At 61.4% G+C, this 23260-nt stretch carries 27 protein-coding genes; 14 read left to right on the plus strand and 13 right to left on the minus strand.

Annotated features, from left to right (window positions below; genetic code table 11):
- Positions 1 to 4: 4 nt before the first annotated feature.
- Positions 5 to 724 (plus strand): DUF4198 domain-containing protein, encoded by a 720-nt coding sequence (locus BM321_RS02965; protein ID WP_092329393.1) that lies wholly within the window; start codon positions 5 to 7, stop codon positions 722 to 724.
- A 132-nt stretch (positions 725 to 856) separates the two neighbouring features.
- Here BM321_RS02965 and BM321_RS02970 read toward each other — a convergent pair whose 3' ends face one another.
- The 3 genes from BM321_RS02970 to BM321_RS02980 are packed head-to-tail and all read right to left on the minus strand — an operon-like array spanning position 857 to position 1973.
- Positions 857 to 1480, minus strand: coding sequence for an SOS response-associated peptidase (locus BM321_RS02970; protein WP_092441450.1), 624 nt, complete (start codon positions 1478 to 1480; stop codon positions 857 to 859).
- Positions 1481 to 1519: 39 nt separating this feature from the next.
- Positions 1520 to 1780, minus strand: coding sequence for a putative signal transducing protein (locus BM321_RS02975; RefSeq protein WP_092441451.1), 261 nt, complete (start codon positions 1778 to 1780; stop codon positions 1520 to 1522).
- 10 nt (positions 1781 to 1790) lie between these two features.
- Positions 1791 to 1973, minus strand: coding sequence for a CPXCG motif-containing cysteine-rich protein (locus BM321_RS02980; protein ID WP_072409377.1), 183 nt, complete (start codon positions 1971 to 1973; stop codon positions 1791 to 1793).
- 139 nt (positions 1974 to 2112) lie between these two features.
- Between BM321_RS02980 and BM321_RS02985 the strand changes: the two genes are divergently transcribed.
- Complete coding sequence (locus BM321_RS02985) at positions 2113 to 3279, plus strand: 1-acyl-sn-glycerol-3-phosphate acyltransferase (protein WP_092441452.1); 1167 nt, start codon at positions 2113 to 2115, stop codon at positions 3277 to 3279.
- A gap of 202 nt (positions 3280 to 3481) precedes the next feature.
- Here the strand turns inward: BM321_RS02985 and BM321_RS02990 are convergent, their stop codons facing one another.
- Entirely contained in the window at positions 3482 to 3763 is a 282-nt protein-coding gene (locus tag BM321_RS02990; protein WP_092441453.1) for a hypothetical protein, read from the minus strand.
- Positions 3764 to 4119: 356 nt separating this feature from the next.
- On the opposite strand from BM321_RS02990, the gene BM321_RS02995 reads away from it, so the two are divergent.
- Entirely contained in the window at positions 4120 to 4326 is a 207-nt protein-coding gene (locus BM321_RS02995) for a hypothetical protein (RefSeq protein ID WP_046063543.1), read from the plus strand.
- A 114-nt stretch (positions 4327 to 4440) separates the two neighbouring features.
- On the opposite strand, the gene BM321_RS03000 is transcribed toward BM321_RS02995, so the two are convergent.
- Complete coding sequence (locus BM321_RS03000; RefSeq protein ID WP_003205489.1) at positions 4441 to 5025, minus strand: YajG family lipoprotein; 585 nt, start codon at positions 5023 to 5025, stop codon at positions 4441 to 4443.
- A 205-nt stretch (positions 5026 to 5230) separates the two neighbouring features.
- Here BM321_RS03000 and BM321_RS03005 point away from each other — a divergent pair, with 205 nt between their 5' ends.
- Together BM321_RS03005 and mqo are read left to right on the plus strand one after the other, a co-directional pair.
- Positions 5231 to 5464, plus strand: coding sequence for a hypothetical protein (locus tag BM321_RS03005; protein WP_014340171.1), 234 nt, complete (start codon positions 5231 to 5233; stop codon positions 5462 to 5464).
- A 737-nt stretch (positions 5465 to 6201) separates the two neighbouring features.
- Positions 6202 to 7707, plus strand: coding sequence for a malate dehydrogenase (quinone) (mqo, locus tag BM321_RS03010; RefSeq protein ID WP_092441454.1), 1506 nt, complete (start codon positions 6202 to 6204; stop codon positions 7705 to 7707).
- Between the two features lie 63 nt (positions 7708 to 7770).
- Here the strand turns inward: mqo and BM321_RS03015 are convergent, their stop codons facing one another.
- The 3 genes from BM321_RS03015 to BM321_RS03025 form a co-directional block, all read right to left on the minus strand.
- Entirely contained in the window at positions 7771 to 8232 is a 462-nt protein-coding gene (locus BM321_RS03015; RefSeq protein ID WP_092441455.1) for a hypothetical protein, read from the minus strand.
- A gap of 188 nt (positions 8233 to 8420) precedes the next feature.
- The gene (locus tag BM321_RS03020) at positions 8421 to 8708 is read right to left on the minus strand and encodes a PA4642 family protein (protein ID WP_060740669.1); all 288 of its coding nucleotides are present in this window, start codon (positions 8706 to 8708) and stop codon (positions 8421 to 8423) included.
- Between the two features lie 61 nt (positions 8709 to 8769).
- Positions 8770 to 9255, minus strand: coding sequence for a hypothetical protein (locus BM321_RS03025; protein ID WP_092441456.1), 486 nt, complete (start codon positions 9253 to 9255; stop codon positions 8770 to 8772).
- Positions 9256 to 9520: 265 nt separating this feature from the next.
- Between BM321_RS03025 and dauA the strand changes: the two genes are divergently transcribed.
- A complete protein-coding gene (gene dauA / locus BM321_RS03030) occupies positions 9521 to 11263 on the plus strand; it encodes a C4-dicarboxylic acid transporter DauA (protein ID WP_092441457.1) in 1743 nt (580 codons plus the stop codon).
- Positions 11264 to 11357: 94 nt separating this feature from the next.
- Here the strand turns inward: dauA and BM321_RS03035 are convergent, their stop codons facing one another.
- Positions 11358 to 11831: a WbuC family cupin fold metalloprotein gene (locus BM321_RS03035; protein WP_092441458.1), complete on the minus strand. Its 474-nt coding sequence runs from the start codon at positions 11829 to 11831 to the stop codon at positions 11358 to 11360.
- Between the two features lie 3 nt (positions 11832 to 11834).
- A complete protein-coding gene (locus BM321_RS03040) occupies positions 11835 to 12392 on the minus strand; it encodes a hypoxanthine-guanine phosphoribosyltransferase (RefSeq protein ID WP_053125250.1) in 558 nt (185 codons plus the stop codon).
- A 164-nt stretch (positions 12393 to 12556) separates the two neighbouring features.
- Here BM321_RS03040 and upp point away from each other — a divergent pair, with 164 nt between their 5' ends.
- Both upp and BM321_RS03050 read left to right on the plus strand, forming a co-directional pair.
- Positions 12557 to 13195 (plus strand): uracil phosphoribosyltransferase, encoded by a 639-nt coding sequence (gene upp / locus BM321_RS03045; protein WP_003185330.1) that lies wholly within the window; start codon positions 12557 to 12559, stop codon positions 13193 to 13195.
- 2 nt (positions 13196 to 13197) lie between these two features.
- Positions 13198 to 14469 (plus strand): uracil-xanthine permease family protein, encoded by a 1272-nt coding sequence (locus tag BM321_RS03050; RefSeq protein ID WP_092441459.1) that lies wholly within the window; start codon positions 13198 to 13200, stop codon positions 14467 to 14469.
- Positions 14470 to 14611: 142 nt separating this feature from the next.
- On the opposite strand, the gene hemH is transcribed toward BM321_RS03050, so the two are convergent.
- Positions 14612 to 15637 carry a ferrochelatase gene (gene hemH, locus BM321_RS03055; protein WP_092441460.1) on the minus strand — a complete coding sequence of 342 codons (1026 nt, stop codon included), beginning with the start codon at positions 15635 to 15637 and terminating at the stop codon, positions 14612 to 14614.
- A 13-nt stretch (positions 15638 to 15650) separates the two neighbouring features.
- Positions 15651 to 16550, minus strand: coding sequence for a TIGR01777 family oxidoreductase (locus BM321_RS03060; RefSeq protein WP_092441461.1), 900 nt, complete (start codon positions 16548 to 16550; stop codon positions 15651 to 15653).
- Between the two features lie 196 nt (positions 16551 to 16746).
- Between BM321_RS03060 and BM321_RS03065 the strand changes: the two genes are divergently transcribed.
- The 6 genes from BM321_RS03065 (at position 16747) to BM321_RS03090 (ending at position 22518) form a co-directional block, all read left to right on the plus strand.
- On the plus strand, positions 16747 to 17733 hold the full coding sequence (locus BM321_RS03065; protein ID WP_092441462.1) for an NAD(P)/FAD-dependent oxidoreductase: 987 nt from the start codon (positions 16747 to 16749) through the stop codon (positions 17731 to 17733).
- 182 nt (positions 17734 to 17915) lie between these two features.
- A complete protein-coding gene (locus BM321_RS03070) occupies positions 17916 to 18878 on the plus strand; it encodes a YbgA family protein (RefSeq protein ID WP_092441463.1) in 963 nt (320 codons plus the stop codon).
- Positions 18878 to 19825 carry a MerR family transcriptional regulator gene (locus BM321_RS03075; RefSeq protein ID WP_092441464.1) on the plus strand — a complete coding sequence of 316 codons (948 nt, stop codon included), beginning with the start codon at positions 18878 to 18880 and terminating at the stop codon, positions 19823 to 19825. Before BM321_RS03070 ends, BM321_RS03075 begins: the two co-directional genes overlap by 1 nt.
- 12 nt (positions 19826 to 19837) lie before the next feature.
- Entirely contained in the window at positions 19838 to 21289 is a 1452-nt protein-coding gene (gene phrB, locus BM321_RS03080) for a deoxyribodipyrimidine photo-lyase (RefSeq protein WP_092441520.1), read from the plus strand.
- A gap of 122 nt (positions 21290 to 21411) precedes the next feature.
- Entirely contained in the window at positions 21412 to 22185 is a 774-nt protein-coding gene (locus tag BM321_RS03085; RefSeq protein ID WP_092441465.1) for an SDR family NAD(P)-dependent oxidoreductase, read from the plus strand.
- Positions 22186 to 22212: 27 nt separating this feature from the next.
- The gene (locus BM321_RS03090; protein WP_092441466.1) at positions 22213 to 22518 is read left to right on the plus strand and encodes a YkgJ family cysteine cluster protein; all 306 of its coding nucleotides are present in this window, start codon (positions 22213 to 22215) and stop codon (positions 22516 to 22518) included.
- Between the two features lie 112 nt (positions 22519 to 22630).
- Here the strand turns inward: BM321_RS03090 and BM321_RS03095 are convergent, their stop codons facing one another.
- Positions 22631 to 23149, minus strand: a complete 519-nt coding sequence (locus BM321_RS03095; protein ID WP_092329351.1) for an acyloxyacyl hydrolase — start codon at positions 23147 to 23149, stop codon at positions 22631 to 22633.
- Between the last annotated feature and the right edge of the window lie 111 nt (positions 23150 to 23260).

Here is a 23260-nt window from a genome sequence, read left to right on the forward strand (position 1 = left end):
CGCCATGAAACACCCCAAGACCTTCGCCTTGCTCGGCCTGCTCCTGGCCACACAGGCCTCGGCCCATGGCCTGTGGACCGAACAGCGTCGCGGCAACATCGAAGTGATCTACGGCCACGGCGCCGAAGACAATGCCTTCAAGGCGCAGAAAATCAGCGGTGCCTGGGCCTATGACCTGGGCGGCAAGATGATTCCGGTCACCGTAGAGCGCCTGCCGGACCACGCCCGCCTGCAACCGCTCAAGCCACCGGCCGTGCTGGCGGTGGCGCTGGACAACGGCATGTGGTCCCAGACGGCCGACAAGAAGTGGATCAACGAAGGCCGCAGCAAAGTGCCCGGGGCGATCGAATCGACCCATACGTTCAAATACAGCCTGGCGATCTATGAACCGGGGGCGAAACTGCCGACGCTTGCACCGATCAAGTTCGTGATCCTGCCGGAAGTCGACCCGCTGACCGTTGGCCCGGGCCAGTCATTGCCGGTACGGGTGCTGCTGGATGGCAAACCGGCGGCCGGTGTGAAACTGGTGGGCGACTACCGCAGCGCGCCGAACACCGTCTCGACTGAAACCGACGCAGAAGGCCGGGCCAAGGTGCTGGTGCGCAACGAAGGCTTGAATGTGATCGCGGCGCAGATGGAAATTGCGCTCAAGGACAACAAGGACGTGGCCACCCGCGGCGTGTTCACCTCGCTGACCTTCCTGGGCGAACCGCATCACGAGTAGGTTGATTGACACGACGCCATCGCGAGCAAGCTCGCTCCCACAGGGGATAGGCGGTGAACACATTTTTGTAAATACCCCACCACTGTGGGAGCGAGCTTGCTCGCGATGAGGCCGGCACAATCACCGCAAAACTCAAGCAGGCGTCAAGCACTCCGGCCCATTGAGCTTCGGATCATTGACCATATTGGCCAATACCCGCTCACGCAGTGGCGCCGGCTCGCTTGCCAGCAACCCTTGCAAGGCATGCATCGGTGTCTGCGGGTCGAGCCACAGGCGCTGGCCTTCTTCGTCCAGAATCAACGGCCGGCGCTGGCCCGCCGCCGGTTGAGTGATGACCGCCGTGCTCAGCCATACCTGTTCCTGCACCGGATACGCTTCCCAGATCGCGGCAAAAAACAGCGACGACCCCTCCCCTGGCGTAAGCCAGTACGGACGCTTGCGCGTACCGCCGCGCCATTCATAAAAGCCGTTGGCCGGCAGCAGGCAGCGACGCAGGCGCAAGGCCTCGCGAAACATCGGCTGCTCGGCCACGGTTTCAGCCCGGGCATGGGCCGGGGTGCGGGACAGGTCGGTCAGCCACGGCGGCGTCAGGCCCCAGCGCGCCCGAGCCAGCTCGCGCTGGCCCTCGGCGCCGGCCCGCAGTATCAGCACCGAATCGTTGGGCGAAATATTCCACTGGGCCTTCTGATCGGCGGGAAAGCCGGGCAGGGCCGCAAAGGTGGGGTTCCAGCGAAACAGGGCATAACGTCCACACATGGGGCAACACGACTCTTGATCGAACGAACGACCGCCAGCCTAACAGACCAGCGTGCCGGGGTAGCTGTCCGGTTCATCGCCGGGCAGCGGCAGCGCGGCATTGTACGCGGCGATCAACTCACGGGCGTATTGCGCCTGCTCGTCCTCCACCGCCAGCCCCAGCAGGCCCTGCATGGGCAACTCCCCCACGCCGCCCAGCAAATCGCGCCCCACCAGATGCGCCGTGATGCCTTCGCTCGCAAGCATCCCTTGCAACAACTCGCCTTCCATCAGGTTTTCCAGTTCGTAGATTCGCTGCATGGGCGCCCCATCATTCGTTTTCGCTGAAGACTTCGAGATGCCATTCCTCGCCATGGACCTGCAGCACAAAGGTGATTGGTCGACAGCACACCTGACAGTCCTCGATGTAGGTCTGGTCGCCGCCGGACAAGTCCACGGTTGTCTCCACATTCTCCCCGCAATAGGGACAATCATAATGAGCCTGCTCCAGCATCGCGGTCTCCCAAGTGACTTGTGCGTATAATCGCCGGTCTATTTGCAGGGCTATTTTCGTCTGGCTTATCTTCCAGGCCGTGCCCCGTCGTTTTTTCGATCGAACCTTTACTTACCCTAGCCGTTTCCAACAAGAGAGCATGATGGGCGAATTCGATGCCATCCGACCTTACGACGACAGCGAAGTCCCAGCGGTGCTGGCACGGCTGCTCGGCGACAAGGCGTTTCTAGATATCCTCACCCACTTCCGCTTCCCACGCCTGGCCGGCGCCTTCGGCTGGATGCTCAAACCCCTTATAGCGCAAAGATTGCGCCGTGAGTTCGCCGGTGTGACGTCGGTCGCCACTTTGCAGGACAAGGTGGAGTTCTACGTCGACCACACCATCGAGCGCGCCACCGATGGCGTGACCTACACCGGTGTGGAGCAATTCAAGTCCGGCAGCGCGTACCTGTTCATCGCCAACCACCGCGATATCGTGATGGACCCGGCCTTCGTCAACTACGCCGTGTACCACGCCGGCCTGCCGACGCCGCGCATCGCCATTGGCGACAACCTGCTGCAAAAGCCTTTTGTCAGCGACCTGATGCGCCTGAACAAGAGCTTCATCGTGCACCGCTCCATCACCGGACGGCGGGAAAAAATGGCGGCGTACCAGTTGTTGTCGGCGTACATCAACCACTCGATCCGCAACGACTGCGCCTCGATCTGGATCGCCCAGGCCGAAGGGCGGGCCAAGGACGGCGACGACCGGACCGAATCGGCGATCCTCAAGATGTTCCACATGAGCCGCAAGGACGAGCCGTTCGGCGAGGTGATCCAGTCGCTGAACCTCACGCCGGTGTCGATCAGCTACGAATACGACCCCTGCGACCAGGCCAAGGCCCGCGAGTTATACATCCGCGCCACCACCGGCACCTACACCAAGGCACCGGGCGAGGACGACGTGAGCATCGCCAAGGGCATCACCGGCTACAAGGGCCGGGTCCACGTGAACTTCGCCGCGCCCATCACCGAGCTGTTCGAGGACACCAAGCAATTGGCCCTGGAAATGGACCGGCAGATTCTCGGCGGCTATCGCCTGTTCCCGGTGCATTACCTGGCTTACGCCCAATGGGCCGACGCCGACCCGCAGTTGCAGGTGCCGACGGCGACCGAGGTGTTTGGTGCCGATGAACTGGCCAAGGCCCAGGAAGAATGGCAGCGCCGGCTGGATGCTTGCCCGCCGGAACACCGGCCGTTCCTGGTGCTGCAATATGCGACGCCGGTGCGTAATCAGTATCGGGTCAAGGCGGGGTTGGCGCTTTAAGCGATGGACACGGGTTTCCTGTGGCGAGGGAGCTTGCTGTGGCGAGGGGATTTATCCCCGTTGGGCTGCGTAGCAGCCCTGGTCAGGTTGATGTGATCGACCAGACTTACCGAGCTGTCAGGGTTTGGGGCTGCTGCGCAGCCCAGCGGGGATAAATCCCCTCGCCACAGGCCACCATGCCCCGATCAAAACGGTTATCTCATCAGAACTGCGTACTGATCCACGACACCAGCAAGGCCAGCGCCAGGCAGCCAAAGCCGAACCGATAGAAAAACCGGTTCATGCGCTGGGTGGCCAGGTCCAGCAATGCTTCGAAGCGCTCCTCGCCATTGCCATTGCGTGCTTGCAGGCAGGCTCGCGCCCGTTGTTCACGGCGACGCGTCGCGTGCAGTACCCAGCCGCCCGGGCAGGCAAACAGCAACGCGAGCAGGTTGATCAGTTTGGAGGGGTGGGCAGCGAACAGCGAAAACAGATACAGCGACATCACGAACCTCAAGCGAAAAACGGACAGGGCAGACACGATCATGGCCTACGAACAGGGCGCGGATTCTACCGAAAGCCTGCCGCCCTGCACCGTTTTTTCCGACCAGTAACGATCTTGTTCGGCGCCTTCGGATGCTGGCGTAGTGACTTTGTGGCGAGGGGATTTATCCCCGTTCGAGTGCGTAGCACTCGCAAGCTCTTGGGCGCTGCAGAAAGCTCGGGGCTGCTTCGCAGCCCAGCGGGGATAAATCCCCTCGCCACAGGAGAAAGACCTCAAACCATCGTAATTTCTTGCGTCACGGTTTCGTCATCTGATTAGGCCACTCTGTCGCCCTTCAAACCCGCACGGAACCCGTCATGCTGCACGCCGAAAACCAGGATCGCCTCTATCTCATCAGCCCAAGCGACGAACAACAGAACCTCGTCGGCAGCCTGTCCTTCAATGTGCAGGACCGCCATTGGCTGGTGTACTGCGCCCTCGGCGGCCATCAACATGCCGACCTGCCAGAGACAGACCTGCTGACCGGGATCAGCGTGCTGGAATTCTATTCCCAGGCCGCCTGAAAAAACTGTGGGAGCGAGCTTACTCGCGATGGCTGAGTGTCAGCCGTCTCGATGTTGGCTGATCCACCGCTATCGCGAGCAAGCTCGCTCCCACAGGGTTACAGGACTTGATGCTTACTCAGCCAGCACCTGGCCAATGGTCGGGTCCTTGAACAGCCGGGTCAGGGCATCGCTCAACACGTCGCTGACCAGCTTGGTGTTGGTGTCCTGGTTAGGCGCCATGCCGAAACGCTGGTCCAGGGACGCTCCGTAACGCCCACTGTAGCGGCGGTTGGCGTTCTGCACGTCGGAGCGGAAGGTCGCGCCGATGGTGGCTTCGGTCACGTACATGCCTTCCTTGGGCGACTGGTACTTGAGCTCGGCCAGGGTCACGGTCAGTTGCGGTGCATTCAAGGCGTTGGCGGTCGGCGTGAAGCCCAGCAAACGCACCGCCGCTTCAGCCTGGGCCTGCAGCTTGGGCAGGATCTGCGCACCCTGCACCGTGATCACGCTGGTTTCCGGGTACAGCCCGCCACGGGTGCCGAGCGTCGGCGACGGACGACCGTCCACGACCCGCACCACCACCGGCTGGCCACGCCCCACGGGCGCCAGTTGGGCATTGAGCTTGGGCTCCGGGTTAAGTTGTTGCGGGCTGTGGGCGCAGCCGACGAGGGTCAGACTGGTCACGGCGATCAAACCGAACAACAGGCGTTGCAACATGCTCTTCTCTCCAGAATCGGGCACAAACAGGCCGGCAGTATAGCGGTGCGCCATCGCCGTGAACTAGCGCCTTGCGATGAATACTGAAATGTCTGACACAGGCCGTGATTGCCGGTTCCTGTCACCCCATTGTCACGGTCCTTACACCGGCATGTCATGGCCCACTGTCAGGCTTGCTCCAAGCTCCCTGACCCGGTATCCGCTCATGCGCTTCCTCATTTCCCTGTTCACCCCGCGTCCCCATCACCGCAGCTTCGCCCTGCTCGATCGCAACGGTCGTTGCCAGGCCTTCAAGCAGTGCAGCCTGCAACCCATGGGCGAGGGCTGGGTGGAAATCGACGAAATCCGCCTCAACTGGTTGCACCAGCCATTGCCCGCCAGCGCCCGCGTGCAACCGCTTCGTGCCCGCGCACGCAACCGGCAACTGTTGACCATCTGACCGGACGGCTAATAAAAGTCATTAAACACGACCATTTCCCTGCGTTTCTTCGATACAATCTCCCCCCGATTATAAGGACGTCTCCTGATCGGGCCTCGCAACACCGCTGATGCGCTGGTATTGGCACCCCGCACCGCCCACAGAGAGCCGCCCACACAGATCGAGTGAAGCTGGCGCACTTGCTGTTCCCCAGGCAAATCACCGCTTTTCGCGAATCTGCAGAGCTGTCATTACGCTCGGTCACTGAGCTGTCTGCCTGTTTTGCCTGTCATGTACTCCATGGGGGCAACCAAACCGGGCACGGTGCCAGGCTGGGACAGCCCTTTTTTGAGGTTCACGTCTTCAAAAGAGCGTGAAAAAACGGGTTTTCACAACTTCACGAGAGTGTGGCGAGCAAATGAAGAGTTTTGCGTCTGAACAAGCACCATTAGCGTCTGGAACAGCCCAACGACACAGGACCGGATATCGCTCAAGAACTGGCGCCTGAAGCCTGTCCGCTACGGATTTGGTTGCACGAACGGATGTCTCGGCCATAAGTCGAATTGCCCGCCCGGCGCTTAAATGAGTTCATGTGACTCCTGAGGCCAGGCTGCATGCATCCGCAGTAGGTGCGAAAAATTGCGAAGATTCGGACATGGCGATCCTGGCCATGGATAACTGGGGCTCAACTGACCTGCCCCGCCACTCCTGGCCGCTATGCCGACAATTTGGTGCTGCAGATTTTGGAGACGCGTTAAATGGCGCATAACGAAGCAGTCGATGTAGTTCTGGTAGGGGCCGGCATCATGAGTGCCACCCTGGCCGTGCTGCTCAAGGAGCTCGACCCCGCGATCTCGCTGGAAGTCGTCGAGCTGATGGACTCCGGTGCCGCGGAGAGTTCCAACCCGTGGAACAACGCCGGTACCGGTCACGCCGGGCTGTGTGAGCTCAACTACACACCCCAGGCGGCCGACGGCACGGTCGACATCAAAAAAGCCGTGCACATCAACACCCAGTTCGAAGTGTCGAAGCAGTTCTGGACGTACCTGACCCGCAAAGGCACGTTCGGCTCCTCCAAGTCCTTCATCGCCCCGGTGCCACACCTGAGTTTCGTACAGGGTGAGAAAGGCGTGGCGTTCCTGAAGAAGCGCTTCGAGCTGATGCGCCAGCATCACGCCTTCGCCGACATGGAATACACCGAAGACAAAGGCCAGATGGCCGAGTGGATGCCGTTGATGATGCCTGGCCGGCCGGACGATGAAGTCATCGCCGCCACCCGCGTCATGAACGGGACCGACGTCAACTTCGGCGCCCTGACCAATCAGTTGCTCAAGCACCTGACCAGCGCCCCGGACACCCAGGTCAAATACTGCAAGCGCGTCACCGGTCTCAAGCGCAACGGCAGCGGCTGGACCGTGAGCATCAAGGACGTCAATTCCGGCAGCACCCGCGAAGTCGACGCCAAGTTCGTGTTCCTCGGTGCCGGCGGCGCGGCCTTGCCGCTGCTGCAAGCCTCGGGCATCGAGGAAAGCAAGGGCTTCGGTGGCTTCCCGGTCAGCGGCCAGTGGCTGCGTTGCGACAACCCGGAAGTGGTCAAGCACCATCAGGCCAAGGTCTACAGCCAGGCCGCCGTGGGCTCGCCGCCGATGTCGGTGCCACACCTGGACACCCGCGTGGTCGACGGCAAGAAATCCCTGCTGTTCGGGCCATACGCCGGTTTCACCACCAAGTTCCTCAAGCACGGTTCGCTCATGGACCTGCCGCTGTCGGTACGCGCCGGCAACATCGGCCCGATGCTGGCTGTGGCCCGGGACAACATGGACCTGACCAAGTACCTGATCAGCGAAGTCATGCAGTCCATGGAGCAGCGCCTGGAATCCCTGCGTCGCTTCTACCCCGAGGCGAAAGCCGAAGACTGGCGCCTGGAAGTGGCCGGCCAGCGGGTGCAGATCATCAAGAAAGACCCGAAGAAAGGTGGCGTCCTGCAGTTCGGTACCGAACTGGTGGCGGCCAAGGACGGCACCCTCGCCGCCCTGCTTGGCGCATCGCCGGGTGCTTCGGTGACCGTATCGATCATGCTGGAACTGATCGAGCGCTGCTTCCCGGACAAGGCCAAGGGCGAGTGGGCTGGCAAGCTCGCAGAGATATTCCCGGCCCGGGAAAAAGTGTTGGAAACCGACGCGGCGCTGTATCGCAAGATCAACGCGCAGAACAACATTGCGCTGGAGTTGGTTGAAGACAGCAAGGCTCAAAGTTACGCCTGACGCCTTGCCACTCATATAAAAAAGCCTCCCGTGCAGACGGGAGGCTTTTTTATTTCCTCGGTGTTAGTTCATGCTGAATTTGATGCGTGTTCCACCGTGACTGACATAGTCGTCATCATCTTCAACATAAAACAATTCCGCGACACAGAAACCCGCCGGCTCCGCCTTGACCCAACGATGATAAGGCATTGCCTCTTTATCATTGCCCGGTGCCCTTGGGACATGTCCAAAGCTGAAATGACAGGTTCGGCTGCCTTGCCTATAGCTGAAGGCCTCTCGCTCGGCGCGCGACTGGGGCAGGTAGTAGGTTAATTCCTGGCTCTCGCCCGGGTTTATCGCAAAGCTGTGGCCGGCATTGGCCGGATTCTGCGTCCAGGTAAAATCGCTGCCGGGAACAATGACGGCGGCGGTTGCGTTATAGACTTCGACATTGACAATTTCATCCCGCGCACTGGAAGCTGAACTTGCCAGACACGCCGCCAGGGACAACAACACCCCGGCGATGCACTTCTTTTGATCTTCCATGATGAATACAACTCCATTTAAACGATGACATCAAAGCCACTTGGCTTCGACGCAAAAGTAATGGAAATTCAAACAAAACAAAACAGCCCGAATAGTGACATAACCTTTCGGAGCAACTTGCAGAAGAAGAATTAGTTGCATCGACCCGAACGATTCAACGCTCCGAAGAGCGTTGACAGGGGTTCAATTCAGCGGCGCGCCTTGTTGATCAATTCGATGTATTCCTCGGCATTGCGCTGGTCCTGGATCAGCGCAACGAAATCGTTGCCGTGCTCATCCTTGCCGTCGAGGTCATGGCCGGCCTCGACGAAGAACGTCAGGAAACGCTCGAAATCATCGACCCGCAGGCCACGGTAGGCCTTGATCAGTTTGTGCAACGACGGCGAAGTGGCGTCGACCGGTTCGAAATTGAGGAACAGCTTGATCTGCTCGTCGCCAATCTCGTCGCCAATCACTTGTTTCTTGTCTTTACGCATTGCCGGCTCCAACTCGCACAATTCACGGGGCGGGCAGTTTACCCCCGGCAGGCCTCGGGGCTCAACGCGGGCGTTCGATGCCGGTGTGCAGGTCGGCCCAGATATGACCGTTGGCGTAGGTGAGGAACTGCACGTAGACCGTGTTGTTGCGCAACAGATCGATAACCACCCGGTACTGGGCCTGTGGATAAGACAGAGTCAGGGTCTTGCTCGCCTCGTCGAAGACCGGTTTCTTCAAGCTTTTGCTTTCGCCGTCGAAGTTGAGGATCACCTGGCTGATGGTCGCCCCCTTGTTCAAGGGCTTGCCCTTGAGACGGACCAGCAAGGGCGAAGTGACCGGGATCGGTTGCTGGTTGGACTGGCGCTGGTTCCCCAGCACCACCGAATACTCGGTCACTTGCAGCAACTGCTGCTGTTCGGGCTGTTCCTGGCGCACCACCAGGTCATCCGGCGGCAGGAACTGGCTGTGCATCGGCGCGGCCACGGCCGTCAAGGGCAGGCTGGCGATCAGCAGTGAAGTGGCGCAGCGGCGGATCGATACACGCATGACAACCTCCAGAATCTTGACCGGGCACTCTAGCATGAGCACGGACAGTAAAAATAAGCGATCCGGATCAATACATTCGGTCAGCGGGCGCGGCATACTCAAAGAGGCCATCAGCGTCGATCTCACTGGCGCCTGCCTTTGTGGCGAGGGAGCTTGCTCCCGCTGGGTGGCGCAGCCGCCCCAGGATATTGCGAGCGCTACGCACTCGAGCGGGAGCAAGCTCCCTCGCCACGGCCAGTGCCAGCCCCCCTTGCGAGGAGTATTCATGGCTTTCTCCGCCCCACCGTTATTCGCCGCCTGGCGCCAGTCCTGGCGTGCCGGCTACACCCTGGAACGCCTGCGCGGCGATCTGGTGGCCGGGCTGACCGTCGGCATTATCGCCATCCCCCTGGCCATGGCCCTGGCGATTGCCGTCGGCGTGCCGCCGCAGAACGGCCTGTACACGGTGTTGGTGGCGGCACCGCTGATCGCCCTCACCGGCGGCTCGCGCTTCAACGTGAGCGGGCCGACAGCGGCGTTCGTGGTGATCCTGCTGCCCATCACCCAACAATACGGCCTGGGCGGCCTGCTGCTGTGCACCATGCTCGCCGGCCTGATCCTGATCGCCCTGGGCCTGCTACGCGCCGGCCGCTTGATCCAGTACATTCCCTATCCGGTCATCCTCGGCTTCACCGCGGGCATCGGCGTGGTCATCGCCACGTTGCAACTGAAGGATCTGCTGGGGCTGACCACCGCAGGCCAAGCCAAACACTACATCGAACAGCTGGGCGAATTGATCGTGGCGCTGCCCGGCGCCCGTCTCGGCGATGGGGTCATCGGCGCCGTGTGCCTGGCGGTGCTGATTGCCTGGCCGCGCTGGGTGCCACGGGTGCCCGGGCATCTGGTGGCGTTGCTGGTGGGCACGTTGCTGGGGCTGGCGATGGAGCATGGCGGATGGCCGATCGCGACGCTGGGCGAACGTTTCAGCTACGTCGTCGATGGCATCGCTCACCCGGGCATCCCGCCCTTCCTCCCCAGCTTCGACTGGCCCTGGAACCTGCCGGACAGCCAGGGTCATCCGTTGATCCTGTCCTATGACCTGATCCGCCAATTGCTGGCGCCCGCCTTTGCCATCGCCATGCTCGGTGCCATCGAATCACTGTTGTGCGCGGTGGTGGCGGACGGCATGACCGGCAGCAAGCACGATCCCAATGCCGAGCTGATGGGCCAGGGCCTGGGCAACCTGGTGGCGCCGCTGTTCGGTGGCATCACCGCCACCGCCGCCATTGCCCGCAGCGCCACCAATGTGCGCAGTGGTGCCTTTTCACCGCTGGCCGCGATCATCCACAGCCTCGTGGTGCTGGTGGCGATTGTGCTGCTGGCGCCGCTGTTCAGTTACTTGCCCATGGCCGCACTGGCCGCGCTACTGGTGATGGTCGCCTGGAACATGAGCGAAGCCGGGCATGTACTGCACACCCTGCGCATCGCCCCGCGCAGCGACGTGCTGGTGCTGCTGACCTGCCTGGGCCTGACGGTGCTGTTCGACATGGTCCTGGCCGTCGCCGTCGGCCTGCTGCTGGCCGCCGGGCTGTTCATCAAGCGCATGAGCGAATTGACCGACAGCGCCGAGTTGCCGCGCCATTTCCACCAGGCCCTGCTGGACATGCCCGAGCATGTTCGCTGCTACGCCATTCGTGGACCGTTGTTCTTTGGCGCGGCGGAAAAAGCCCTGGATGTGTTGCGCCGGTTCGACCCGGGCGTTCGGGTGGTGGTCGTGGAAATGAGTGCCGTGCCCATGCTGGACATGACGGCGCTGGCTGCGTTTGAAAATATCCTGAAGGATTACCGCAAGCACGGCATCGGCCTGATCCTGGTGGCGACCGCGCCCAGGGTGCGCCTGAAACTGCGCCGCGCCGGCATTCATCGCGAACAGCGGCAATTGGCGTATGTGCAGACCCTGGAGCAGGCGCGGGTCAAGAGCGAGCAATGGTTGGCCGGCGGCAGCACCGTTCATCCAAGACTTGCTTGATTCATAGTGAGATCGCTGGTGCACAGCAGACTCATGTGGCGAGGGGATTTATCCCCTCGCCACAAAAGCTCCGTGCCGGCGACTGATTCGGTGCTCAGTCGAACTGAGCACGCATCCAGGCTTGATATTCAGCCACGCCCGCCTCGCCTTCGCGGGGTGCCCAGCGAGCCAGTTCGCCCTCGCCCACGGGCCGGTAGGGACCGGCCTTGCATTCGAACATCAGGCTGTCGGCTTCCAGCACCACCAACCCGTGATACACACCAGAGGGCAGGTCGACACCGAGGCAATCGCCACCGGCCTGCAGGATGCGCTTGTCCACCACCGCACCGGCCTCGTCGAAAATCAACACACCCAGCCGCCCCTTGAGCACCAGCAGGGTTTCCGCCTTATCGGCGCTCAGGTGACGGTGCGGCGGTATGTAGGTGCAAGGCTGCAAGCCAACCGCCATGCGGTGGCACGGCTCATCCATCTCATGAAAGTTATGGTGCTGGCGTCCGCGAGGACTGGCCGCGGCTTTCTCGGCCAATTCATCGAACAACGCGTGTTCCAGAAAACTTGGCCGAGTCATCGATTACATCCCCTTGACGGCGAAAATGCCATTGGCGTTGCGCCAGTAACCTTTGTAGTCCATGCCGTAGCCGAAGATGTAGCGGTCGATACACGGCAGGCCGACGAAATCGGCTTTCAAGTCCGGCCGCGCCTTGCGGTCGTGGTCCTTGTCGATCAGCACGGCGGTGTGCACGGCGCGGGCGCCAGCGTGTTTGCAGAAGTCGATGATCGCGCCCAGGGTGTGACCTTCGTCGAGGATGTCGTCGATGATCAGCACGTCGCGGTCGATGAACGAGACTTCCGGCTTGGCTTTCCAGAACAGGTCGCCACCGCTGGTTTCGTTGCGATAACGCGTCGCGTGCAGGTAGGACGCTTCCAGGGGGAAGTTCAGATAGGTCAGCAGCTTGCCGGAGAAAATCAGCCCGCCGTTCATGACGCAGAACACCACCGGATTGGCATCGGCCAGTTGCTCATTGATTTGCGCACCGACACGGGCGATGGCCGCTTCGACTTCGGCTTCGGTGTACAGGCAGTCAGCCTCTCGCATGATTTGACGGATATGCTCGAGATCAGCGGACATGGCGCTCTCCAGGGGTGGCAGGGTTCGGAAAAGCCGGCAAAGGTACGCATCCCGCCCGGCCAGATCAAGCGTTTGTGGACTAACGTTCTGTATTGTCTATAGGACAACACCCTCGGATAGATTAATCTAGGCCGGTTTTTTTGCCCGCCGCCGGAGCCTTCCCCATGCCCATCCTCGAGATCCGCCATCCGCTGATCAGACACAAACTCGGCCTGATGCGCCGCGCCGATATCAGCACGAAGAACTTCCGTGAACTGGCCCAGGAAGTCGGTGCCCTGCTCACCTACGAAGCCACCAAGGACCTGCCGCTGGAGTCCTACGAAATCGATGGCTGGGCCGGTACGGTCCAGGTCGAGAAAATCGCCGGCAAGAAAATCACCGTGGTGCCGATCCTGCGCGCCGGCATCGGCATGCTCGAAGGCGTACTGAGCCTGATCCCGGGGGCCAAGGTCAGCGCCGTGGGCGTGGCTCGCAACGAGCAGACCCTGCAAGCCCACACCTACCTGGAAAAACTGGTGCCGGAAATCGACGAGCGCCTGGCGATGATCATCGACCCGATGCTCGCCACCGGCAGCTCCATGGTCGCCACCATCGACCTGTTGAAAAAAGCCGGTTGCCGGGACATCCGCGCCATGGTGCTGGTCGCCGCTCCCGAAGGCATCAAGGCCGTGCAGGACGCCCACCCGGATGTGACCATCTACACCGCGTCCATCGACCAGAAACTCAACGAGCATGGCTACATCATCCCGGGCCTGGGCGATGCCGGCGACAAGATCTTCGGCACCAAGCAGAAGGACGCTTGAGCATGCGGGATGAGTTCAACGATCCGCTCTGGCGCCAGGTCCTGTCCGGCGCGCAGATGCTGTTCGTGGCCTTCGGCGCGCTGGTATTGATGCCGCTGATCACCGGGCTGGACCCTAACGTGGCGCTGTTCACCGCCGGCCTGGGAACGATCCTGTTCCAGCTCGTCACCGGGCGCCAGGTACCGGTGTTCCTGGCCTCGAGCTTTGCCTTCATCACCCCGATCATCCTCGCCAAGGGCCAGTTCGGCCTGGCCGCGACCATGGGTGGGGTGATGGCGGCGGGTTTCGTCTACACCTTCCTGGGCCTGGCGGTGAAGATCAAGGGCACCGGGTTCATCGACCGACTGCTGCCGCCAGTGGTCATCGGTCCGGTGATCATTTCCATCGGCCTGGCCATGGCGCCGATTGCTGCCAACATGGCAATGGGCAAGGCCGGCGACGGCACCGAACTGATTCATTATCAGACCGCGATGATGATCTCGATGCCGGCCCTGCTCACCACCCTGATCGTGGCGGTGTTCGGCAAGGGCATTTTCCGCCTGGTGCCGATCATTTCCGGCGTGCTGGTGGGCTTTGCCATGGCGTTTTTCTTCGGGGTCGTGGACACCGCGAAAATCGCCGCCGCCCCCTGGTTCGCCCTGCCAGCCTTCACCGCACCGGAGTTCAATTGGCAGGCGATCCTGTTCATCGTGCCGGTCGCCCTGGCGCCGGCCATCGAGCACATCGGCGGCGTGATTGCCGTGGGCAGCGTGACCGGACGCGACTACCTGAAGAAACCCGGCCTGCACCGCACCCTGCTCGGTGACGGCATTGCCACCACCGCCGCCGGCCTGTTCGGTGGCCCGCCCAACACCACCTACGCCGAAGTGACTGGCGCGGTGATGCTGACCAAGAACTACAACCCGAAGATCATGACCTGGGCGGCGATCTTTGCCATCAGCCTGGCGTTCATCGGCAAGTTCGGCGCGCTGCTGCAAAGCATCCCCGTGCCGGTGATGGGCGGGATCCTGTGCCTGTTGTTCGGTTCGATTGCGGCGGTGGGCATGAACACGCTGATCCGCCACAAGATCGACCTGGGCGAGGCGCGCAACCTGGTGATCGTTTCGGTGACGCTGGTGTTCGGAATCGGCGGCGTGCTGGTGGGCACCGGCACCGGCCCGGACGACTTCGGCCTCAAAGGTATCGCGTTGTGCGCGGTGGTGGCGATCGCGCTGAACCTGCTGCTGGGCAATGACGGTTGGAAGCAGAAGAAGGCGGATGAGCCGCTGATCTGACTCAAGCTTGAAGGCTTTGTTGTCAGCCTGATAGCCATCGCGAGCAAGCTCGCTCCCACAGTGGATCTTGAGTGGTCACAACATTTGTGTACACGCAGATTCAATGTGGGAGCGAGCTTGCTCGCGATGAGGCCCTTGAACCTCACAACGCGATCGGAGCCCGTTCGCAGAGAGTACTCAACGCCTGTGCCCACTGCGGTTCATCATTGAGGCAAGGCACCAGCACCAACTCCTCCCCCCCTGCCGCGCGGAATTGCTCGCGCCCGCGATCGCCGATTTCCTCCAGGGTTTCAATGCAGTCGGCCACGAACGCCGGGCACATCACCAGCACTTTCTTCACGCCGCTTTTGGCCAGCTCCTCCAGGCGTGCCTCGGTGTAGGGTTCGATCCACTTGGCACGCCCCAAGCGCGACTGGAACGACACCGACCATTTGCCATCTGCCAGCCCCATGCGTTGGGCAAACAGTTCGGCAGTGCGGATGCATTGCGCGCGGTAACAGGTCGCCATGACCTCCGGCGGCGCATTCTTGCAGCAGTCGGCATCCTTGAAGCAATGAAATCCCGTCGGGTCGAGCTTGGTCAGGTGCCGTTCCGGCAAGCCGTGGAAACTCAACAACAGATGATCGTGTTCCTGCATCAGGTACGGCTTGGCGCTGGTCACCAGGGCGTCGAGGTATTCGGGCTGATCGTAGAACGGTTGGAGGATCGAAAACTGCACATTGAGTTTCTTTTCCCGCACGACCCGCTTGGCCTCCTCGATCACCGTGGTCACGGTGCTGTCGGCGAACTGCGGATACAACGGCGCCAACGTGATCTTCTTGTGACCCTGACTCGCCAGCCGCACCAGCGTCGACTCAATGGACGGCTCGCCATAACGCATCGCCAGTTCCACCGGGCCCTGGGCCCATTGTGCGGTCATGGCCTGTTGCAGCCGGCGACTGAGTACCACCAACGGCGATCCCTCTTCCCACCAGATCGAGGCGTAGGCGTGGGCCGACTGCTCGGGGCGCTTGATCAGGATCAGCGACACCAGCAAGCGCCGCACCGGCCATGGCAGGTCGATGACATACGGGTCCATCAGGAATTGATTGAGGTAGCGGCGCACATCGGCCACCGAGGTGGAGGCAGGCGAACCCAGATTCACCAGAAGCAACGCGTGATCGGTCATGCAACGTCCTATTTCAAAGGCGGCTGGACAAGTCTTCCAGGGCCGCAGGCAAATCAGTGAACCGGAATGTGTAACCCGCCGCCTGCAATCGGGCCGGCGTGGCGCGCTGGCCGCCGAGCAACAGCAAGGACAATTCCCCCAGCGCGACCTTCAGCGCAGGCTCCGGCATTGGCACCACGGCCGGCCGATGCAATACACGCCCCAGGGCCTTGGCAAAATCGCGGTTGCGCACCGGGTTCGGCGCGCACGCATTATAAGGACCGCTGGCATCGGTGCGGTGCAGAAGAAAATCAATCAGGGCGATTTGATCGTCGATGTGAACCCACGGCATCCACTGCCGACCATTGCCGATACGCCCGCCCAGGGCGAGCTTGAATGGCAACAACAGCCGCGACAAAAAGCCGCCCTCGGCGGACAGGACCAGACCGGTACGCACCAGCACCACGCGCAGGCCCAAGGCCTCGGCCCGTTGCGCGGTTTCTTCCCAGGCGATGCACAACTGGCTGGCGAAATCTTCACTCACCGGTCCCGATTCCTCGGTCAATTCACGCTCGCCACCGTCGCCGTACCAGCCCACCGCGGAACCGGAAATCAGCACCTGCGGTTTCTGCTCGCAACGCTCCAGCCACGCCAGCAAGACTTCCGTCAACGTGACACGACTGCTCCACAACAACATCTTGCGTTTGTGGCTCCAAGGGCGGTCGGCGATGGGGGCGCCGGCGAGGTTGACCACCGCATCCACCGGCTCATGGATTTCGTCGAGCCTGGCCACGCCACGCACCGATGTCCCGCAGATTTTCGCCACTTCTTCGGGTCGGCGACTCCATACCGTCAGGCGATGCCCCTGCTGCAACCAGAGGCGGCAGAGCTGACGTCCGATCAAACCAGTACCGCCGGTCAGCAATATGTGCATGAGATGTTCCTCGCATCGCGTTTTACCCGGCCCATTAGTCTATTTTTATAGGCAGGGATTTTTCGTATCGGACAGGGTCTGTGTTTAACAATAGGACAAGCTGTCCAAACGCGAACGGTAAAACTTATACCAAAAACCCAATTTGTACAGATTTAAACGACGGCATAGTCTGTACAGAAAGGTAAACGAGGCCCTCATGACTGTACCTATCGCGATCATCGGCACCGGCATCGCCGGACTTTCAGCCGCCCAGGCCCTGACGGAGGCCGGGCATATCGTTCAACTCTTCGATAAAAGCCACGGCAGTGGCGGACGCATGTCAAGCAAGCGCAGCGACGCCGGCGCACTGGACATGGGCGCGCAGTATTTCACTGCCCGCGATCGCCGCTTTGTCACAGAGGTCCAGCGCTGGCAAGTCAACGGCTGGGCCGCGGAATGGAACCCGCAGCTCTACAACTTCCAGAACGGGCAACTGAGCCCATCGCCGGACGAACAGACCCGCTGGGTCGGCACCCCGCGCATGAGCGCCATCACCCGCGCCTTGCTCGACAAACTGCAGGTGCAGTTTTCCTGCCGGATCACCGAGGTGTACCGCGGCCAGGAGCATTGGCATCTGCAGGACGCGGAAGGTTTCACCCACGGCCCCTTCGGCCACGTGGTGATCGCCACGCCCGCGCCCCAGGCCACCGCATTGCTGGCGGCCGTACCGAAGCTGGCCGCCGTGGCCGCCGGCGTGAAGATGGACCCGACCTGGGCTGTGGCCCTGGCCTTCGAAGCACCGCTGGATACGCCCATGGAAGGCTGCTTCGTACAGGACAGCCCCCTGGACTGGCTGGCGCGCAACCGCAGCAAACCGGGACGCGACAGCAAGCTCGACACCTGGGTACTGCACGCCACCAGCGACTGGAGCCGGCAGCACATCGACCTGTCCAAGGAAGCGGTGATCGAACACCTGCACGGTGCGTTCGCCGAACTGCTGCACAGCGCGATGCCCGCACCAAGCTTCAGCGTGGCCCATCGTTGGCTCTATGCCCGCCCCGCCGGCAGCCATGAATGGGGCGCCCTGGCCGATGCCGACCTGGGGCTGTACGTGTGTGGTGACTGGTGCCTGTCCGGCCGGGTCGAAGGCGCATGGCTCAGCGGCCAGGAGGCTGCACGCCGCCTGCACGCAAGCCTGCAGTAGATCGCGTCACCCCACTCCATCGCTCTTCGCTGCTGTCGAAAGAGACAGCAGCCTGCCCGCGGTACCCACTGACATCGCCCAGCCCCTCTATGAATCCGGTTGACTTGTGTACATAGGGGCCTATGATGAAAATATTGTACATAAATATAAATTTGTACAAGATTAGCCATCAGAGGTCGCCCATGCCCAGCGCAGCCATCGCCAAACCCAGAATCGCCATCAGTGCCTGCCTGATGGGTGACGAAGTTCGCTTCAACGGCGGGCACAAACAATCGCTGTTGTGCAGCCGCACCCTCATCGATTACTTCGATTTCGTGCCGGTGTGCCCCGAAGTCGCCATCGGCCTGGGCATTCCCCGGGAGCCGATTCGCCTGGTGGGCAATCCTGAACACCCCGAGGCGCTCGGGACGGTGAATCGCGATCTCAACGTGACCCGGCCATTGGCCGACTATGGGCAGCAGATGGCCGGGGAACTGGATGACCTCTGCGGCTACATCTTCATGCAGAAATCGCCATCCTGCGGACTGGAGCGGGTCAAGGTCTATGACCACAACGGTGTTCCCCAGGAGGGCGGCGGGCGCGGTATCTATGCCCAGGCCTTTTGCGAACGCCACCCCGATCTGCCGGTGGAGGAAGACGGTCGCCTCAACGACCCGGTGCTGCGGGAGAACTTCCTGACGCGGGTGTTTGCCTATGCCGCCTGGCAATCCTTGCGCCGCCAGGGCCTGACCCGGCGCAACCTGATCGAATTCCACTCGCGCTACAAATACCTGCTCATGGCTCACAACCCCGAGCAGTACAAGGCCCTAGGCAAATTGCTGGGCGACATGGGCAAGGCCGATCCCAATGAACTGGGTCCACGCTATTTCAGTGCATTGATGGCCGCTTTGAAGAAATGCGCCACCCGCCGCACCCACACCAATGTGCTGCAACACCTGAGCGGTTACCTCAAGCGCGCCATCGACGCCGACGACAAGCAGGAGGTACAGCACCTCATCGGGCAGTACCGCCTAGGCATCGTACCCTTGGTGGTGCCGCTGACGTTGCTCAAGCATCACCTGCGCCAGCACCCCGACCCTTACCTGGCGCAGCAGGTCTACCTGCAACCGCACCCGGAAAACCTCAGTTTGCGAAACGCCATTTGATGAACAACGATCCCGATTCCAGCGCCCGCGAAGACCTGGGGGCCGACTTTGCCAAGGCCTTGGCGCAAGGCTGGCTGCCCATACGCGAAGTCGCCCGGCAGACCGGTGTCAACGCCGTCACGTTGCGGGCCTGGGAGCGCCGGTACGGCCTGATCGTGCCGCACCGCACGCCCAAGGGACATCGACTGTTCAATGCCGACCACGTGCAACGGATCCGCAGCATCCTCACTTGGATTGATCGTGGCGTCGCGGTGAGCAAGATCAAGCCGTTGCTGGACACACCGACGCTGTCTACAGCACCCACGCCGTCACCGGAAAACGATTGGCAGCGTCAGCGCGACGCCCTGGCGCTGGCGGTGACGCAACTGGCCGAGCGTCAGATCGATGACCTGATCAACCAAGCGATGGCGCTGTATCCGCCCTGGACCGTGTGCGAGCAATTGCTCTTGCCGTTGCTGGCCGAGCTGCACTCGCGCTGGCAAGGCCAGTTTGGCGCGCAGCTGGAACGGGTCTTCCTGTACTCGTGGCTGCGCAGCAAGTTTGGCAGCCGGATCTACCACAACAACCGTCAGTTGCGCGGTGCGCCACTGTTGCTGGTCAATCATTCGGACTTGCCCCAGGAACCGCACCTGTGGCTCACCGCCTGGCTGGCCAGCAGCGCCGATTGCCCGGTGGAGGTGTTCGACAGCCCGCTACCGGCAGGCGAACTGGCCCTGGCGGTCGAACGCCTCAAGGCTCGCGGCGTCCTGTTGTATTCCAGTCACGCCATCAATCTGTCCCAACTGCCCAGGCTGCTGGGTGGAATCGATTGCCCGATCATCATTGCCGGCCCGGCCGCGTCGATCCACCACGCCCGGTTATCCACAGGCGTTTCGATGATTGACCTGTCCTGGGCCGAAGACCCGCTATCGGCTCACCGCGAACTGAGCCGCAGAGAACTCCTTTAGATGGAAAACAGCCTGCAACTGATCTGGCTGCGCAGCGACTTGCGCCTGCACGACAATACCGCCCTCGCGGCGGCCGCAGCCCAAGGGCCCTGCGTGGCGGTGTACCTGACCAGCCCCGAACAATGGCGTGCCCATGACGACGCAGCGTGCAAGATCGATTTCTGGCTGCGCAACCTCGGCGTATTGAGCGCGGCCCTGGATGAATTGAACATCCCGCTCTTGATTCGCGAGGCAATGCATTGGCACCAGGCGCCGCACGTGCTGCTCAAGCTATGTCGCGAACTGAACGTTGGCGCCGTGCATGTCAACGAAGAGTACGGCCTGAATGAAACGCAACGCGACAGCGAAGTCGCCCGTGTGTTGAATGATCAGGGCATCGAGTTTCACCGTCACCTCGATCAACTGCTGTTCAGGCCTGGCAGCGTACTGACCAAGACCGGCAATTATTTCCAGGTGTTCAGTCAGTTCCGCAAGGTCTGCTACAACCGTCTGCATGTTTCGCTGCCGAGCCTGGTCGCCACACCGCGCCAACAGGCCCGCACCGGCATTGCCCGCGATCCGGTGCCGACCCATGTCGCTGGATTCGCCCCGCCCAGCGAAGCACTGCGTGCCCTCTGGCCCGCCGGTGAAACCGAAGCCCGACGGCGCCTGGACAGTTTTGTCGACCAGCACCTCGACGATTACCAGCACGAGCGGGACTTCCCGGCCCGGCCCGGCACCAGCCAGCTCTCGGCCTACCTGGTAGCCGGGGTGGTGTCGCCACGTCAGTGCCTGCATGCCGCGCTGCAAGCCAACCGGGGTGAATTCGAGAGTGGAAGCACCGGCGCCGTGACCTGGATAAATGAATTGCTCTGGCGCGAGTTCTATAAACACATTCTCGTGGGTTATCCACGCGTGTCGCGCCACCGCGCGTTCCGCCCGGAAACCGAAGCGCTGGCATGGCGCAAGGCCCCCACCGAACTGGAGGCATGGAAACAGGCACGCACCGGCCTGCCGATTATCGATGCGGCCATGCGCCAATTGCTGGAAACCGGCTGGATGCACAACCGTTTGCGGATGGTGGTCGCCATGTTCCTGACCAAGAACCTGTTGATCGATTGGCGTGAAGGCGAGCGTTTTTTCATGCAGCACCTGATCGACGGCGACCTGGCCGCCAATAACGGCGGCTGGCAGTGGAGCGCCTCCACCGGTACCGACTCGGCGCCTTGGTTCCGCATCTTCAACCCTTTGAGCCAGTCGGAAAAATTTGACCGCGAGGGCCTGTTCATCAAGTACTGGTTACCTGAACTGAACGATCTGGACAGACAACAGGTCCATAGCCCAAACACCCAGGGCGGCTTGTTTGGCGCAGTGGATTATCCGGCACCGATCGTCGATTTGCGCGAGTCCAGGGCCCGTGCGCTGGCGGCGTTCAGAAACCTGCCGGCGCGACAGGACGCAGTCGTTGAAGGGGTGGGCGATTAGCGAACATAAAAATTGCCAGGCCGCGGGATGCAATATTTACCCGATAACATATAGTCGTACTAAACGTACGAACGCTACTGAAAGTCGTGTATCAGCAGTCAGGCAATCGAAAGGAGAGCGGAATGGGTTTAAGACTGCCCCGGCGTTATTGGCTCACCGGGGCCGGCAATGGAATCGGCGCTTCGTTGGCTGAAGCGATACTTGAGACAGGTGCATACCTGGCCGTCAGTTCACACTCGCCCCGCTCGTGCGAAACCCTTTCGGTACGTTATCCAGGACAAGTGCTGATCGTGCCCGGGAATTTGACCGACAGCCAGACCGTGCACGAGATCGCTGAACAGATCACCCGACAATGGGGCGCCCTGGATCAGGTGATCCTCAATGCTGGAACGACTGAGTACGTTGACCAACAGCATACTGACCACACATTGATCGAGCATATCGTGCGCAGTAACCTGCTGGCCGCCAGTTTCTGCATCGAAGTGGCCATGCCCTTGTTGCGCGCCGGGATCCAACCTCATCTGGTGGGTATCGCCAGCCCGGTGACTTATCTGCCGCCCTCGAACAGCGAAGCGGGTGGAGGCGGGATGCGCCATCTGTTCGAATCGACTCGAGCAGAGCTGGCGTCTGCGGGCGTTGATGTGACCTGGGTGCACCCAGGCTACGATGATCCATCGCTAGGGCCCGACGACTGTTTCCCATTCCCGACCCACTGGTCGCCAGAAGAGGCGGCGCGGCATGTGCTGAAGCACTTGGTGGAACGCCCCCGGGAAGTTGCGCTTCCCATCGCGTCCATGAGCGCCCTGTGGCCCTTGCCTTCATCCACCGAAACCCTGCCGGCCGACATCGACTCATGCCAGGCAAAAAACGACTATCCGATCAAGGGACGACCCTGAGCCGCCGATTGCCTTACACTGCGCGCCATGAAAACCATCCCCCTCCATGAAATCCCGGCACCGACCGTCACATGCTCGACATGCGCGGCGTGCTGCTGCCAGCTGGAAGTGATGCTGATCACCGACACTGGGGTCCCGGAGCGTTTTATCGACACGGACGACTGGGGTGGGGAAGTGATGCTGCGGCTCGACGACGGCTGGTGCGCGGCCCTGGATCGCGACAGCATGATGTGCACCATCTACGAAAAGCGCCCGCTGATCTGCCGCGAGTTCGAGATGGGCGCGCCGGAATGCCTGGAAGAGCGCCAGGGCATTGCGACGGCGTATCGGTAGGCGAAAAAACCTGTGGGAGCGAGCTTGCTCGCGATAGCGGTAGGTCAGACAACTTCAGGGTGGCTGGTCTATCGCTATCGCGAGCAAGCTCGCTCCCACAATTGTTCAGGTGTTACAGCGGCATCGTGTAGTGCAGCGCGTAGCTTTCCACACCGTCGTTGGTCGACTTGATACCTGCGTTGGAGTAGTGAGTGGCGCGAATGCCCACTTCATGTCCGCCATTGAAGCGCAGGCCGAACCCGATGCGATCCTCGAACTGGAAGGCCGTGCCCAACTTGTTGGTTTCCACCTCGGTGTTGGCAAACAGCGCAACACCTACCCCCGCCTCGATGTAAGGCTTCACGTTCTGGCCGGAAAACTCATACACAAAGACCGGCGAGAACGACAGGCTATGGTTGCTGGACGTCTCGTCCCCTTCCCAGTAGGTATAGGCACCGCTCCAGTAGCCAGTCAGGCGCCCGACATCGCTCTGCCACCAACTCTTGTCCCAGTCGAACTGCATGCCCAGGCGATAGGTCATGGTCGAGTCGCTAGTTTGGCCAACCCCAAACTCCACACCCGCCGCCTGAGCGGTGTAAGTGTGCCCCAGCAATGCAGCCGCAAACGCGGCAAAGCAGAATAAGCGCTTCATTAGAACATCCTTTGCGAACAGACTTAGTTAGTTTAGTTACAAACAGACAAAGCTATAGAAATCCGCGGTAAAACAGAAGTTCAGCCCGTTTCACACAATTTTCACGTTTTT

The sequence above is a fragment of the Pseudomonas sp. NFIX10 genome, from assembly GCF_900111955.1.
In the GTDB taxonomy this organism is placed as follows: domain Bacteria; phylum Pseudomonadota; class Gammaproteobacteria; order Pseudomonadales; family Pseudomonadaceae; genus Aquipseudomonas; species Aquipseudomonas fluorescens_AA.